The following is a 14808-nucleotide window of genomic DNA, read 5'->3' on the forward strand; positions in this document are numbered from 1 at the left end:
ACGTGGTTCAGAACTCCACCACCCCTTCATCAGACAACGACGAGCCAGTCATCGGCAAGGGCCGGCCGACGCCGTCGCGCGCCGAACGCGAGGCTGCGAACCGCCGCCCGCTGGCCCCCAACACCAAGGAAGCGCGCAAGGAGGCACGCGCCGCACTCAATGCAAACCGCGATAAGGCACGTGCCGGCATGGCTGCAGGCGAGGAGAAGTACCTCCCCCCGCGCGACAAGGGTGAGCAGCGCCGCTGGGTGCGCGACTACGTCGACGCCGGGTGGCACCTTGGCGAGTTCGTCATGCCTGCCATGATCGTCGTCATTGTGCTGACCTTCGTACCCAACTACGCCGTCCAGACGTATTCGTTCCTCGTGCTGTGGGCGTACATCCTGCTGGTCATTGGCGACATGGTGTTGCTGAGCAACCGCGTCAAGAAGAAGACGGCAGCCAAGTGGGGCACCCGCGTTGAGAAGGGCCACGGCTGGTACGCCGCGATGCGCTCCTTCCAGATGCGCTTTATGCGCCTGCCGAAGCCGCAGGCCAAGCGCGGCGAATACCCCGCCTAACCGTAAGCCTTATTGAAAATGCCCCGGGAAACTTCCCGGGGCATTTTCAATGGCTCAGCGATTTTTAACGAGTCCGCGGTTGATCGCACGGCCCCACAGCGGGCCGGAGTAGATGAACTCGGAGTAGCCCTGCACGAGCGTGGCACCGGCATCCAAGCGCTGCTGCACGTCAGCAGCGGTCTGCACGCCACCAACTGAGATGACACAGAACTCGGCGGGAACCGCGGCGCGCACGAGCGCAAGCATTTCGAGTGAGCGCTCCCGAAGCGGTGCGCCGGAAAGCCCACCAGCGCCGATGTCAGCGACCTTAGCGTCATCTGTAACGAGCCCATCACGAGAAATCGTCGTGTTGTTGGCGATGAGGCCGTCCAGCCCGAGGCGGACGGCAAGGCGGGCGATGTCCCCCACTTCCTCGTCTTCAAGGTCGGGAGCAATCTTCACCAGCAGCGGCGTGGTTCCAGCCGCTGCTTTCACCGCCTCGAGCAAGGGTGCCAGCGTCTCAACGGCCTGCAACCCACGAAGGCCAGGGGTGTTCGGCGAGGACACGTTGACGGCGAGGTAATCCGCGTGGGGCGCGACCAGCTTGGCGCTGGTGACATAGTCGGCGATCGCATCATCGACCTCGACGATGCGGCTCTTACCGATGTTCGCACCGATGATGATGCCGGAATTCTGCTTGCGAAGCTTCTGGAGTCGCTGGGCAGCGACCGCTGCACCCTCATTGTTGAACCCCATGCGGTTGATCAGCGCACGGTCGGCAACGAGACGGAAAAGGCGCGGCTTCGGGTTACCTGGCTGCGGAACCGCGGTGACGGTTCCGACTTCGATGTGGCCGAAACCGAGGGCCTCGAGCCCGCGCACCATGGTGACGTTCTTGTCGAATCCTGCGGCAATACCGAATGGCGAGTCGAACGTGAGCCCGAGCGCCTTGGTTTGCAGCGATGCGTCAGGCTTCGTCATTGCGCGGGTGGCCGCGCGCAGCGGACCAACACCGAGGGTGCGAATGACGGTTGCCGCCATGTGGTGAGCCGTCTCCGGATCGAAGCGGGTCAGGACGGTGCGAAAGAGGAGGGAATACATCCCTGCCAGGTTACTCGGAAACGTCGCGTGGTTCCGACTCAGCGTGCGATGCCCGCAGGTCAGAGATGGCGGATTCGAAATCTTCCAGCGATTCAAACGCCTGATAAACGCTCGCGAACCGGAGGTAGGCCACCTCATCGAGGTCGCGCAACGGTCCGAGAATCGCGAGTCCGATTTCGTTTGCATCGATCTGACTCTGACCGGTCTGGCGAATCGCCTCTTCGACGCGCTGGGCAAGCACGGCGAGGTCGGCATCCGTCACCGGGCGACCCTGGCACGCCTTGCGCACACCCGAGATCACCTTGTCACGGCTGAACGACTCGGCTACGCCAGACCGCTTGATGACGGTCAACGATGCCGTCTCCATTGTCGTGAAACGACCGCCACACTTGGGGCACTGACGCCGGCGACGAATCGACAGGCCATCGTCGCTCGTACGCGAGTCGATGACGCGCGAGTCAGGGTTGCGGCAAAAAGGGCAGTACATCAGGGTGCTTTCGGATCAGTCGCGCGGCGCAAAGCGCACGGTCACGGCTTCGCCGTGCGCGGGGAGGTCTTCTGCGGTTGACAGCGACACAATGTCGGCGGCAACCTCTTCGAGCGCAGAGCGCGTGTACTCGACAACCTGCTGCGGGCGCAAGAATGTGAACGCGCCGAGTCCAGAGGCGTATCGGGCCTGCCCGGAGGTGGGCAGGACGTGGTTGGAACCAGCGAGATAGTCACCGAGGCTGACCGGAGCAAAGTCGCCGATGAACAGTGCGCCTGCGTTGGTGAAAAGCGCGGCGTCAGCTGACGCGTTGGCGGTCTGAATCTCGAGGTGCTCGGGGCCGTACGCGTTGCTGAATGCGGCCGCTGTCTCGAGGTCATCGACAAGCACGATTGCCGACTGTTCGCCACCGAGGGCGATAGCCACGCGCTCGGCGTGTTTGGTTTGCGGAACCATGGCCGCGACGTGCGCAGCGACCGCGTCGGCGAGATCGCTAGACCACGTCACCAGAACAGCACCAGACTGCTCGTCGTGCTCGGCCTGGCTAATCAGGTCGGCCGCAACGTATGCGGGGTTTGCAGTGTCATCGGCGGCAACCAGAATCTCGGTGGCGCCCGCTTCAGCGTCGATACCGACGAGGCCAGCGACCGCGCGTTTGGCTGCCGCGACGAAGTTGTTGCCTGGTCCTGTGACGACGTCGACCGGCGCCAAGTCCAGTGACTTCACGCCGTGCGCGAAAGCACCGATCGCACCGGCCCCGCCCATCGCATAGATCTCAGTGATACCCAGCAGTCCCGCCGCAGCGAGGATGGTGGGGTGTACTCGACCGTCGAAGGCGCGCTGCGGGGGTGATGCGAGAGCGACCGCCGAGACGCCTGCGACCTGCGCAGGCACAACGTTCATGATGACGCTGGACGGGTAGACCGCCTTGCCGCCAGGTACGTAAACGCCGACGCGGGTGACGGGTTGCCAGCGCTGAATGACACGGGCTCCCGAGGAGAGCTCAGTGACTGCGGGTGCCGGAACCTGGGCGGCAGAAGCGAGACGGACGCGACGAATCGCCTCCTCGAGCGCGGCGCGAACGTCGGGCTCGAGGGAGGCAATCGCTTCGTCAATGTGGTGCTGGGGTACGCGAATCGCGTGCCCCGTGGCGCCATCGAACTGGGTGGCCTGCTCGCGAAGAGCGACTTCTCCCCGCTCCCGCACATCCGCAACAATTGCGGCGGCAGTTTCCAGCGCATGCTGCTTCGCCGCGGTCGCTCGGGGAACGACGGAAAGCAGCTCCGCAGTGGAAAGGTTCTGGCCACGCAGATCAATGACACGCATTAGTTACGAACTACTCCTGATACATCACTAAGGGTTCCGGTGCGGCCATCGTCGTGACGGATCACGAACGACGAACCGTTGTCTTCGATAACCAGCGCCCACGCGGTGGGGCCGACACGGAAGATCTCGGCACCAGAAGCGTCAACAACGGGACGCTCCTCCGGAACGAGAGCCCAGAACGGCTGCTGAGCGGCGGGCGCAGCTTCGGCGGGCGTTGCTTCGACGGGCGTTGCCTCAGCGGGCGCAGCCTCAGCTTCTTCCTGAGCAACCTCCGCAGCGGGTGCGGCTTCAGCCGGTACGTCGGCTGCAACCGGTGCGACCTCTACTGGTGCGTCTTCAGCGGCTACGGGAGTTGCCCACGGGTTCTCCTGCGCCGGAGCCGGAACCTGCTGCTGAGCGGCCCAGGGGTTCTCTTGCGCCGGAGCCGGAACCTGCTGCTGAGCAGCCCACGGGTTTTCCTGCGCGACAGGCGCAGCGGCTGGACTCTGACCCCACGTGTCGGGCTGCGTCTGCTGTGCGACCGGTGCGCCAGCGGGCAGGGTGACACCCTTGCCCTCGGGAATCACGCGGGTCGTGCGGCCAGCGCGCGGAGCGGTTTCTTCTGGGCGCTGGTCGAATTCTTCGCGAAGACCAGGAATGAAGGGAGCACCGACGGTGAGCACGATGCCAGCGATCGTGAGTAGCACTAGCACCCAGACCACCCAGCTACCGAAACCGCCGCCAGCAAGGCTGCCAATTCCGAGGCCGAATGCGGCCCAGACCACAAGCGCGGACGAGTAGACGACCGATGCGAACTGGTCGGTGCTCAGCGAACCGATACGGTTCACGAGCGGAAGGAAGGGGCGTGCGGCAATGAGCGCGGAGGCGGCAAAAGGCAACAGCACAAGCGGAAGCCAGAAGCCGATCGACCACAGAGTCACCGTGAAGAATGAGGACGATGCCAGCGGGAAGAACGAGAAGACCAGGATCAGCAGGCCGACGCCCATGAGGATGAACTCACGAATCGTGTAAGGCAGCGGCTTCTTCTGCGGTGCCGGAGCTCCATAACCGGGCTGTGCGCCCCACTGTTGCTGCGGCTGGCCATACGGCTGCTGAGGCTGCTGGCCGTACTGCGGGTAGCCCTGGCCGAGACCCTGGGTCTGGTTCGGGTCAAAGCCCTGCGTCTGGTTCGGGTCAAAGCCCTGGGTCTGATTGGGGTTGTACCCCTGTTGCGGCGCACCCCATTGCGGTCCACCGGCCGGGTTCTGACCGTAGTCACCTGGATTTGACATGTGAATTCTCCCCCCACGTTCACGCTGCGATCGCGAGTCGATAAGTTAGTGCGCCGTGTGACGGCACGAATGGACTGCCCTGTGCGCGCACACGACAGCTGATGCTTTGAAACTCTACCGGTGAGTGTGCACTGGGCAACAGTCACCGCGCGCAGGAAGACGCTTCTCGCGTCATAAACGCCGGTTGTGGTTCCGGATTACCCGAGACACTGCGGGCCAAGCAGTCCCTTCAAGTCGCCATAGAGCTCAGCGGTAATGGAGACAGGCAATGGCACGTCGAACACCTTCGCGGAGCGACCACGATGAAGCATCAGCGAAACCTCGGTGTCTCCCGGGTAGCGCTCCAGCACTTCGCGCAGACTCAGCATTGCGCTTTCGGTAGCACGCTGCTCAGCAAGGACCAGTGTGAGCGGGCCGTTGTCGTCGAACGTACCAATGTCGGGTGAGAAGGCCGCCTGCGCATGGATGTTGAGTCCGTCATCGCGGCGGGAGACGCGGCCTCTGACGACGAGAATCGAGTCTTGCGTGAGCGTAGATGAGAACTCGGTGTAGGTCTTTCCCATAAACATCACGGTCACCTCACCAGCGAAGTCTTCGACCGTGATCATGCCGTAAGGATTTCCGGATGCTTTGGCGACTCGGTGCTGCACGCTCGTGACAAGGCCCGCGATGACGACCTGGTCGCCATCCTCAATCGACTCGGACTCCAGTAGCGTGTTGATCGACAGCGAGGCGTGCTTGGCGAGTGGAACCTCGAGGCCGGCGAGCGGATGGTCAGAGACATAGAGACCAAGCATTTCCCGCTCGAAGCTCAGCTTTTCCTTCTTCGCCCACTCCGGGTAGTACGGGATCTGCGCGGGTGCAACCTCGTCGCTCTCGTCGTACAGGCTGTCGAAATCGAACCCAATGGCGCCGGTGGCGGCTTTGCGCTTGGCATCGACCGCGGCATCAATCAGATCTTCATGGGCCATCAGGAGCGCGCGACGGCTGTCGCCAAATGAGTCGAACGCGCCAGCCTTAATGAGCGACTCAACGGTGCGCTTATTCGCGACGTGCACCGGAACCTTCTTCAGGAAGTCATGGAATGACTCGAATCCGCCCTCTTTACGTGACTCGACAATGCCGTCGACAACGTTTGAACCAACGTTACGAACCGCCCCAAGACCAAAGCGGATGTCTTCGCCGACAGCGGCAAAGTACTTGATCGACTGGCCTACGTCGGGCGGCAAGACCTTGATACCCATGCGGCGGCACTCGTTCAGGTACAGCGCCATCTTGTCTTTCGAGTCGCCGACGCTGGTCAGCAGAGCAGCCATGTACTCGGCGGGATAGTGCGCTTTCAGGTAGGCCGTCCAGTAGGACACCAGGCCATAGGCAGCAGAGTGCGCCTTGTTGAAGGCGTAGTCCGAGAAGGGCAGCAGAATGTCCCACAGCGCCTTGATTGCGGCTTCACCAAAGCCGCGCGCGATCATGCCGTCGTGGAATCCCGCGTACTGCTTGTCGAGCTCGCTCTTCTTTTTCTTACCCATGGCACGACGCAGAATGTCTGCTTGGCCGAGCGAGAAGCCAGCCACCCGCTGGGCGATTGCCATGACCTGCTCTTGATAAATGATCAGGCCGTAGCTGATGTCGAGGATGTCTCTCAGCGGCTCTTCGAGCTCCGGGTGAATCGGGGTGACCGGCTGTAACCCGTTCTTACGCAGGGCGTAGTTGGTGTGTGAGTTCGCTCCCATGGGGCCCGGGCGATACAGCGCAATAACGGCCGAAACGTCTTCAAAGTTGTCAGGCTTCATGAGGCGCAACAGCGCACGCATCGGGCCACCATCCAGCTGGAAGACACCCAGAGTGTCACCACGCGACAGCAGCTCGTACGATGCACGATCATCAAGCGCGAGACCTTCAAGGTCAAGATCCTCGCCGCGGTTCGCCTTGATGTTGTCGAGCGCGTCGGAGATGATCGTGAGATTTCGCAGCCCCAGGAAGTCCATCTTGATGAGGCCAAGAGACTCACACGACGGGTAGTCGAACTGCGTGACGATCTGCCCATCTTGCTCACGCTTCATGATCGGGATGATGTCGATCAGCGGGTCAGACGACATGATGACGCCGGCAGCGTGCACACCCCACTGGCGCTTTAGGTTCTCGATGCCGAGGGCCGTATCAAAGACGGTGCGGGCATCGGGGTCGCTTTCAACGACAGCACGGAACTCGCTCGCTTCTTTAAAGCGCGGGTGTTCCTTATCGAACATGCCGGTCAGCGGCATGTCTTTACCCATCACCGCTGGCGGCATCGCCTTGGTGAGCTTCTCCCCCATGCTGAACGGGAAGCCCAGCACACGACCGGCATCCTTCAGCGCCTGCTTCGCCTTAATGGTTCCGTACGTCACGATCTGCGCAACGCGCTCATCGCCATACTTCTCGGTCACATACTGGATGACCTCGCCGCGGCGACGGTCGTCAAAGTCGACGTCGAAGTCAGGCATCGAAACGCGGTCCGGGTTGAGGAAGCGCTCGAAAATGAGGCCGTGGGGCAGCGGGTCAAGGTCGGTAATGCGCATCGCGTACGCGACCATCGAGCCAGCACCGGAACCACGGCCGGGGCCGACACGAATGCCGTGGTCTTTTGCCCAGTTAATGAAGTCAGCAACCACGAGGAAGTAGCCGGGAAACTTCATCTGCAGGATGATGCCGACTTCATAGTCAGCCTGCTTGCGAACGTCATCAGGGATGCCACCCGGGTACCGGTAGTGCAGGCCCTTTTCGACCTCTTTCGCGAACCAGCTTTCTTCCGTCTCCCCCTCGGGCACCGGGAAGCGCGGCATGTAGCTGGTTTCCGTGTCAAAGCTGACGTTGCAGCGTTCAGCGATGAGCAACGTGTTTGTGGCTGCCTCCGGGTTATCCCGAAACAGGTGCCGCATCTCGTCGGCGGTCTTCAGGTAGTAGCCATCACCGTCGAATTTGAAGCGCTTCGGGTCATCGAGCGTGGATCCTGACTGCACACACAGCAGGGCCGAGTGCGCGTCAGCGTCGTGCTGGTGCGTGTAGTGCGAGTCGTTGGTTCCGACGAGCGGAATGTTGAGGTCTTTCGCGATCTTCAGCAGGTCAGGAATGACGCGACGCTCAATGTCGAGCCCGTGATCCATGATTTCGGCGAAGTAGTTCTCTTTGCCGAACAGGTCTTGAAACTCCGCTGCGGCGGCACGCGCCTCGTTGTACTGGCCGAGGCGCAGGCGCGTCTGAATTTCGCCTGATGGGCAGCCCGTCGTCGCGATGATGCCCTCGTGATATGTGTTGAGCAGATCGCGGTCCATGCGGGGCTTGAAGTAGTAGCCCTCAATGCTGGCCTTGGACGATAGGCGAAAGAGGTTGTGCAGGCCGGTGTTGTTCTCGGCCCACATCGTCATGTGCGTGTAGGCGCCCGAACCCGACACGTCATCGCCCTGCTGCTCGGCGGTGCCCCACCGAATACGCGTCTTGTCAGTGCGGTGTGTGCCCGGTGTGACGTACGCCTCAATACCGATGATGGGTTTCACGCCACCGGCCGTTGCGGTCTTGTAGAACTCAAACGCACCGAACGTGTTGCCGTGGTCGGTGACGGCGATCGCCGGCATCTCCTGTCGTGCTGCTTCTTCGACCATCGAGGTGAGGCGCGCGGCGCCATCCAGCATCGAGAATTCGGAGTGGACGTGCAGGTGTACGAAGGAGTCGGATGTCACTCTTCGAGCCTACCCGGGGCCGCCGACGCCGAGGTCGGCGACGAGCCGTCAGCTCGCTTCCAAAACGTCCAATGCGTGCTGGAGATCGGCAGGGTAAGGCGATTCGAACTGCACCCAGTCCCCGGTTGCCGGGTGTGTGAAGGCGAGCTTGTGCGCGTGCAACCACTGGCGCGACAATCCGAGCTTCTCATTGAGCGTGGGGTCGGAACCATAGAGCGGGTCGCCGACGCATGGGTGGCGCATTGCAGACATATGCACGCGAATCTGGTGGGTTCGCCCCGTCTCCAAATGAATTTCAAGGAGCGAAGCGCCCGCGAAGGCTTCGAGGGTTTCGTAGTGCGTCACCGAGTCCTTACCGTCGCGTGTGACGGCAAACTTCCACGAGTGCGACGGATGGCGTCCGATCGGCGCGTCAATGGTTCCGCTCAACGGATCCATGTATCCCTGCACCACGGCGTGGTAGATCTTCTCGACCGTGCGCTCTTTGAATGCTGCCTTGAGCGTCACATAGGCGTGCTCCGACTTTGCAACCACCATGAGTCCGCTCGTGCCGGCATCGAGGCGGTGCACGATGCCCTGACGTTCGGCGGGCCCCGTCGTGGCGATGCGGTAACCAGCACCGGCGAGGGCGCCCAACACTGTGGCCCCTTCCCACCCCATCGAGGGGTGCGCCGCGACACCGACCGGCTTGTCGACAACCACGATGTGGTCGTCATCGTAGATGATGCCGAGTTCAGGCACCTGCATCGGAATGACGGTGGGCTCTTGCTTGGGCGCCCACGCGGCATCGAGACGACTGCCAGCGCGAACCTTGTCAGATTTCGACACCATCCGGCCGTCAACAAAGACGCCGCCTGCTTCGGTAATCTCAGCCGCGAAGGTGCGCGAAACGTCCAAGAGGCTCGCGAGCGCCGCATCAACACGGCGCCCGTCAAGCTCCTCAGAAATCGTGAAGCTCTGCGACTGCATTGTCATGCCGAGGGAGTCTGCTTGTCGGTCGCAGTCTCGTCTTTGGCCTCGTCGACGACGGGCTCGTCGACGGCCTCCTGGACCGCATCGTCATCATGCGATGACTCCGGTGCCTGTGCCGCCAACCGCTCGCGACGCTCGCGTCGCGACTCGTACCTGTCTTCTTCAGGAATGTCGTCGACTGCGGCAACAGCGGCAGGTTCCGCCTTCTCGCGGGTGCCATCGAAGTTGATGCCGACCAGAATGAGGAGGGCAACGAGCACCATGCTGCTGACGATGAAAATGTCGGCGACGTTGTAGATCGCTGGCATCATCCACGGCGTGTAAATGAAGTCGACAACGTGGCCAACCGGAAAGCCGGGGTCGCGGAAGAGGCGGTCTGTGAGGTTTCCGCTGACGCCGCCCAGCAGCGCACCGAGCACAAACGCCCAGCGACGGGAGCGAACTCGCGTCACCGCAAGGAACACCACGGTGAGAGCAGCGACTGCCAGCACGATCGTGAAGATCCAGGTGACGCCCTCGCCAAGCGAGAATGCCGCGCCCGGGTTGAACGTCAAATAGAACTGCAAAAAGTCACCAAGCACCGGAGCCGGAACCTCGATCTCGAGGTTCTGCAGGGCGAGAAACTTGGTGAACTGGTCAGCGGCCAGCACCAGGATCGCGAAGATCGCGATGATGGTACCGGCCGCTGCCCGTGAGAGTTGGGGCCGAGTGGTCAAGAGGTGACTCAGAGACCGATCGCCGAGACCGGAGCAGACCCGGAAGCCGAGCTTGCCGAATCGAGGTCGGTCAGCTGACCCTCAATGTACTTGCGGAGGTTGGCGCGGTAGTCACGCTCAAACTCGCGAAGCTCCGAGATGCGTCCTTCAAGGACGGTGCGCTCCTTGTCGAGGCGCTCCTTCTCAGCGCGGCCGTTGGCCTCAGCTTCGGAAACGATGCGCGTGGCCTGTTCCTTCGCGTCAGCGATGAGCTTGTCGCGCTGGCTCTGACCTTCGGCAACGTGCTCGTCGTGCAGACGCTGGGCAAGCTCGATGATGCTGGCGCTCTGCGTCGGAACATTGTTCTGCGCGACGGGGGCCTCTGCAACAGGGGCCGGCTCCGCAGCGACGGGCTCTTCGACGGCGGGGGTAGCAGCAACCGGTGCCGGAGCCGCGGCTTCGCCCGACTCGAACGCTGCCAGCTTCGCCTTCAGCTCGACGTTTTCTTCAATGGTCTTGCGCCATTCAACGACGATTTCGTCCAGGAAGTCGTCAACCTCGTCCGGGTCGAAACCTTCCTTGAACCGGACGTGCTGGAACTGCTTGGTGACAACGTCATCCGGGGTCAATGCCATGGTGGCTCCTTCTTCACTGCATTCGGTTCGGGATCAACGCAACAAGCGCGGCCGATCCCCCTGCCTGTTTCAGCATAGTCGCGTGTCACTTAAGCCGCGAGGCTGAACGTCATCCTGTAGGCAAATAGACAAATAATCATAACGATCATGAACGACAAGTCGAGCTGTACAGCGCCCAGCCGTACCGGCTTAACCAACTTGCGCACAAACTTGAGCGGCGGGTCGGTGATCGTAAAAATGAACTCGGCGAAAATCAAACCGAGCCCCTTTGGCCGCCATTCGCGGCTGAACATCGGGATGAGGTCGAGGATGAAGCGCGCAAACAGCGCCATCATGTACAACATGATGGCGAAGTTTACGATCGCGAAAACGACCTGAAGCGGGTTCACGGATTACGGCTGTGCGAACGGCGCGATGTCGCCGTCAGCGTGTGCAATGCCGCCGTCGCCGGAGATCGCAATGTTCTCAGGCGAGAGCAGGAAGACCTTGCTCGTGACGCGTTCGATCTTGCCGTAGAGGCCGCTGGCCAGACCACTGGCAAAGTCGATGAGACGACGTGCCTCAGCATCCGACATCTGCGACAGGTTCATGATGACCGGAATGCCATCGCGGAAGCTCTCGGCGATGTTCTGCGCATCGCGGTACTGCTTGGGGTGCACCGTCAGGATTTCGTTGACGGCACCGGCTGCGGGCTGACGAACGACGGCAGGACGGCGCAGGGGCGTCACAGGGGCGGTAGCGGGCTCAGCCTGCTCAACCTCACGGACCTCGCGGCCGCGTGCCTTCGCCGGCGCCTCAGCGGCCGGTTCGGTGTACGTTTCTTCTTCGTCGGCCAGGCCGAGGTACACCATCGTCTTCTTGAGCGGGTTCGACATCGCGTCCTCCGTTGTGTGCTCGTCTGTAGGCAGGTTATCCCCGGGCGGGGCGGGTTCCGGTGATTGCGGAACCAATTCTTAGGTGTGTCGCGCCATGCGCGATCGCTTCGGTGAAGTCGTGGCTCATGCCGGCAGAAATCCACCGCGCATCAGCGACGACACTCCGAACGATGTCCGAATAGCCAGCGAGGCGAGCGAATGCCGGAGCCGGATCCTCTTCGAGGGGAGCAACAGCCATGACCCCGCGCAACCGCAGCGTTTCTAGGCAGGCAATCCGCGTCGCCAACTTCTCGATATCGGCGGGTTCGACTCCCCCGCGGCCTTCGTCGGCGGTGAGATTGACTTGCAAAAGCACGTCAAGCTGCGCGCCGCCTGGCTCGCCTGCGGCGTCAAGCGCCGTCGCAATCTTTTCGCGGTCAACGGAATGCACAACGTCGGCCGCGGCACGAATTTGTCGCGCCTTGTTTGACTGTGCTTGACCAATAAAGTGCCAACGCACGCCGCCGAGATCCGCGAGCTCAGCACGCTTTTGGGAGAGTTCCTGTTGCCGGTTCTCCCCGACGTCGTGCACGCCAAGCGCCGCGAGATCGGTGATCAACTGCGCAGGGTGAAACTTCGTGACAACAATGCGAGTGATCTCCGCAGCATCGCGCTGAAAACGCCGTGCGGCGGAGGCGATGTTTTCATCAACCTCCGCCAGGCGGGTACGAAGTTCACTCATTACTACTTGAGGAAGTCCGGAATGTCGAGGTCGCCCTCGTCGAATGCGGAGTCAAAGCCACCAACGTCAGGAAGCATGTTCGCAGGAACAGCCACCGGAGTTTCGGCCTTCTCTGCCGGGGCTTCCGTCTTCTCAGCGGCAACCGCGGCCTCGACAGCCGGAGCCGCCGGGCGGGTCACGACGGCCGGGAGCTCAATACGAGACTGCGGCTCGCCACCGTCAAAGCCAGCAGCGATCACCGTGACGCGCACTTCGTCGCCAAGGGTGTCGTCGATGACCGTACCGAAGATGATGTTCGCCTCGGGGTGTGCGGCTTCCTTGACGAGCTGAGCGGCGTCGTTGATCTCGAAGATACCGAGGTTGGAACCACCCTGGATCGACAGCAGCACGCCGTGCGCGCCCTCGATCGATGCTTCAAGCAGCGGCGACTCAACGGCAAGCTCGGCAGCCTTGATGGCACGGTCAGCACCGCGCGCAGAACCGATACCCATGAGCGCGGAACCCGCACCCTGCATAACGCTCTTCACGTCGGCGAAGTCGAGGTTGATCAGACCCGGGGTCGTAATCAGGTCAGTGATGCCCTGCACGCCGGCGAGGAGCACCTGGTCAGCGGTGGCGAAGGCCTCGATCATCGAGATGCCGCGGTCGCTGATCTCGAGAAGGCGGTCGTTCGGAACCACGATGAGCGTGTCGACTTCTTCCTTGAGTCGTGCCACACCGGTCTCCGCCTGGCTCTGACGACGACGACCCTCGAAAGAGAAGGGCTTGGTGACCACACCAATGGTGAGCGCACCAATCGATTTTGCGATCTTGGCGACCACCGGTGCACCACCGGTGCCGGTTCCGCCGCCCTCGCCCGCCGTCACGAAGACCATGTCGGCACCGCGCAGGGCCTCTTCGATCTCCTCAGCGTGGTCTTCGGCAGCGCGGCGACCAACCTCGGGGTCAGCGCCAGCACCGAGGCCGCGGGTGAGCTCGCGTCCGACGTCAAGCTTGACGTCAGCGTCACTCATCAGCAATGCCTGTGCATCCGTGTTGATCGCGATGAACTCAACGCCACGAAGGCCGAGCTCGATCATGCGGTTGACAGCGTTCACGCCACCACCGCCGACGCCGACCACCTTAATGACGGCGAGGTAGTTCTGGTTCTGGCTCATGCCGGCCTCCGTGTCTAGAACCTGGTTCAACCTTCACCTTCGAGTAGAAGGTTAAAGAATTGCCCGGTATGCATTTCTCTTGATTGACGGTACGGCTCGAAACCATCGGTTGTGCGCAGACACGCGCGCGTGTCGCGACATGGAGGCCCAGAAAAGTCTCAGCGCATCACAATTGCGGTCGGCGATGACACGTCATAGACCGAAACCGTGTCAATAGGACGAGTCAGCATTGCTTTTTCGAGAACCTGTGACTTGATTTGTGAATCATCGGCGTTACCCCAAATGATCTGCGTGCCCGTGGGCGAAAGCGTCAGAGTGACGTCGGCTGGGGTGGTCGCGGTGACTTTGGCGACGGAACCACGGATGCTGTCAGGAATGGAAAGCATCACCATTCCGGCAGAGCGGAAGGTGCTCTCCCCCAAGCCTCCAGCGACCTGAAAAAGGGGATACCCGGGGTGCGCTTCAGGAGTCGTGGAGAGCACGACACCGGCAGCGTCAACGAGAGAGTAGCCCGCTTCGGTCTCCACCACGCCAACCGGCGTGCGCTCGACAACCGTCACCACCAGTTCGTGCGGCGGCCGAGCTTGCACGGTGTACGTCTCCACGGCCGGGAACGTGACAAGCGCAGCTTTGATGTCGCTCTCGTTGACGAGCGCGAGAGGCGTGCCCAACTGGCCGGAAAGCGATTGCGTGACCGCCGCTGGGTCCAGTGACGTGGTTCCGACCACGGTGATCTTTTGCACGGCGAAAAGTGGCGAGTAGGCGACGGCGAATGAGCCGACGATCACGGCGGCGAGAGAGCTCAGCGAGACGATCCAAATCAGGCGACGGCGACGCGCACGCGCGGTGAACCTGCGCACTTCACGACGTAGCGCCTTTCGCTTGGCGCGGGCTGCGCGCCACACGTCACGCCAGCCGACCACCGCGAGGTCACCGCTGGGTTCGGCCTCGAGGTTGCTCCCCTCAACGTCGTCCTCGCTGGAGTCCGTGGCATCCGGCGCTGACCGCACCTCGGCATCCGTTGACGCAGCGCCCCCTCGCAGGGGAAAGGGAGTGATGACAGCGGTCTCAACCTCGTCGCTGACTGTCACGACGTCGTCGCTGTCGTCGCGCGTCGCGATCGAAGCGACGTCGCTTGGCTCCGCCCAGGAGAACGTTGCAGGCGTCTCACCGTTGTCTTCCACGTCGCCAGCATCGAGCGCGTTACTCGGTGCGAACGCAACGACATCGTCCACACGTTCTGGCTCGTCGACGATGGGCTCGTCGGGAGTCTCGACCCGTGGTCGTTGCGGAAGCGGTTCAGGGCGACGCAT

Annotated in this window: 14 protein-coding genes; 1 reads left to right on the top strand and 13 read right to left on the bottom strand. The window is 62.2% G+C overall.

Annotated elements, in window-relative coordinates:
• The first annotated feature begins 2 nt into the window (after nt 1-2).
• The gene (locus tag KTJ77_RS07360; protein WP_217337770.1) at nt 3-560 is read left to right on the top strand and encodes a DUF3043 domain-containing protein; all 558 of its coding nucleotides are present in this window, start codon (nt 3-5) and stop codon (nt 558-560) included.
• A gap of 54 nt (nt 561-614) precedes the next feature.
• Here the strand turns inward: KTJ77_RS07360 and KTJ77_RS07365 are convergent, their stop codons facing one another.
• From KTJ77_RS07365 to KTJ77_RS07425, 13 genes are all read right to left on the bottom strand, one after another.
• Complete coding sequence (locus KTJ77_RS07365; RefSeq protein WP_217337771.1) at nt 615-1640, bottom strand: quinone-dependent dihydroorotate dehydrogenase; 1026 nt, start codon at nt 1638-1640, stop codon at nt 615-617.
• Nucleotides 1641-1650: 10 nt separating this feature from the next.
• A complete protein-coding gene (nrdR, locus tag KTJ77_RS07370) occupies nt 1651-2127 on the bottom strand; it encodes a transcriptional regulator NrdR (RefSeq protein WP_217337772.1) in 477 nt (158 codons plus the stop codon).
• Between the two features lie 15 nt (nt 2128-2142).
• Nucleotides 2143-3453: a histidinol dehydrogenase gene (hisD, locus tag KTJ77_RS07375; RefSeq protein WP_217337773.1), complete on the bottom strand. Its 1311-nt coding sequence runs from the start codon at nt 3451-3453 to the stop codon at nt 2143-2145.
• Nucleotides 3453-4724, bottom strand: a complete 1272-nt coding sequence (locus tag KTJ77_RS13410) for a hypothetical protein (protein WP_254367392.1) — start codon at nt 4722-4724, stop codon at nt 3453-3455. The genes hisD and KTJ77_RS13410 overlap by 1 nt, the downstream gene beginning before the upstream one ends.
• Before the next feature lie 197 nt (nt 4725-4921).
• The gene (gene dnaE / locus KTJ77_RS07385; protein ID WP_217337774.1) at nt 4922-8440 is read right to left on the bottom strand and encodes a DNA polymerase III subunit alpha; all 3519 of its coding nucleotides are present in this window, start codon (nt 8438-8440) and stop codon (nt 4922-4924) included.
• 48 nt (nt 8441-8488) lie between these two features.
• Nucleotides 8489-9409: an RluA family pseudouridine synthase gene (locus KTJ77_RS07390; protein WP_217338387.1), complete on the bottom strand. Its 921-nt coding sequence runs from the start codon at nt 9407-9409 to the stop codon at nt 8489-8491.
• A 2-nt stretch (nt 9410-9411) separates the two neighbouring features.
• Nucleotides 9412-10068: a signal peptidase II gene (locus KTJ77_RS07395; RefSeq protein WP_217338388.1), complete on the bottom strand. Its 657-nt coding sequence runs from the start codon at nt 10066-10068 to the stop codon at nt 9412-9414.
• A 68-nt stretch (nt 10069-10136) separates the two neighbouring features.
• A complete protein-coding gene (locus KTJ77_RS07400) occupies nt 10137-10742 on the bottom strand; it encodes a DivIVA domain-containing protein (RefSeq protein ID WP_217337775.1) in 606 nt (201 codons plus the stop codon).
• Nucleotides 10743-10831: 89 nt separating this feature from the next.
• Nucleotides 10832-11086, bottom strand: a complete 255-nt coding sequence (locus KTJ77_RS07405) for a YggT family protein (RefSeq protein ID WP_217337776.1) — start codon at nt 11084-11086, stop codon at nt 10832-10834.
• Between the two features lie 48 nt (nt 11087-11134).
• Nucleotides 11135-11617: a cell division protein SepF gene (locus KTJ77_RS07410; protein ID WP_217337777.1), complete on the bottom strand. Its 483-nt coding sequence runs from the start codon at nt 11615-11617 to the stop codon at nt 11135-11137.
• A gap of 34 nt (nt 11618-11651) precedes the next feature.
• Entirely contained in the window at nt 11652-12338 is a 687-nt protein-coding gene (locus KTJ77_RS07415; RefSeq protein ID WP_217337778.1) for a YggS family pyridoxal phosphate-dependent enzyme, read from the bottom strand.
• A 2-nt stretch (nt 12339-12340) separates the two neighbouring features.
• Complete coding sequence (ftsZ, locus tag KTJ77_RS07420) at nt 12341-13495, bottom strand: cell division protein FtsZ (RefSeq protein ID WP_217337779.1); 1155 nt, start codon at nt 13493-13495, stop codon at nt 12341-12343.
• Between the two features lie 158 nt (nt 13496-13653).
• Complete coding sequence (locus KTJ77_RS07425; RefSeq protein ID WP_217337780.1) at nt 13654-14808, bottom strand: FtsQ-type POTRA domain-containing protein; 1155 nt, start codon at nt 14806-14808, stop codon at nt 13654-13656.

The sequence above is a fragment of the Microbacterium sp. NC79 genome (genome assembly GCF_019061125.1).
Lineage (GTDB): Bacteria > Actinomycetota > Actinomycetes > Actinomycetales > Microbacteriaceae > Microbacterium.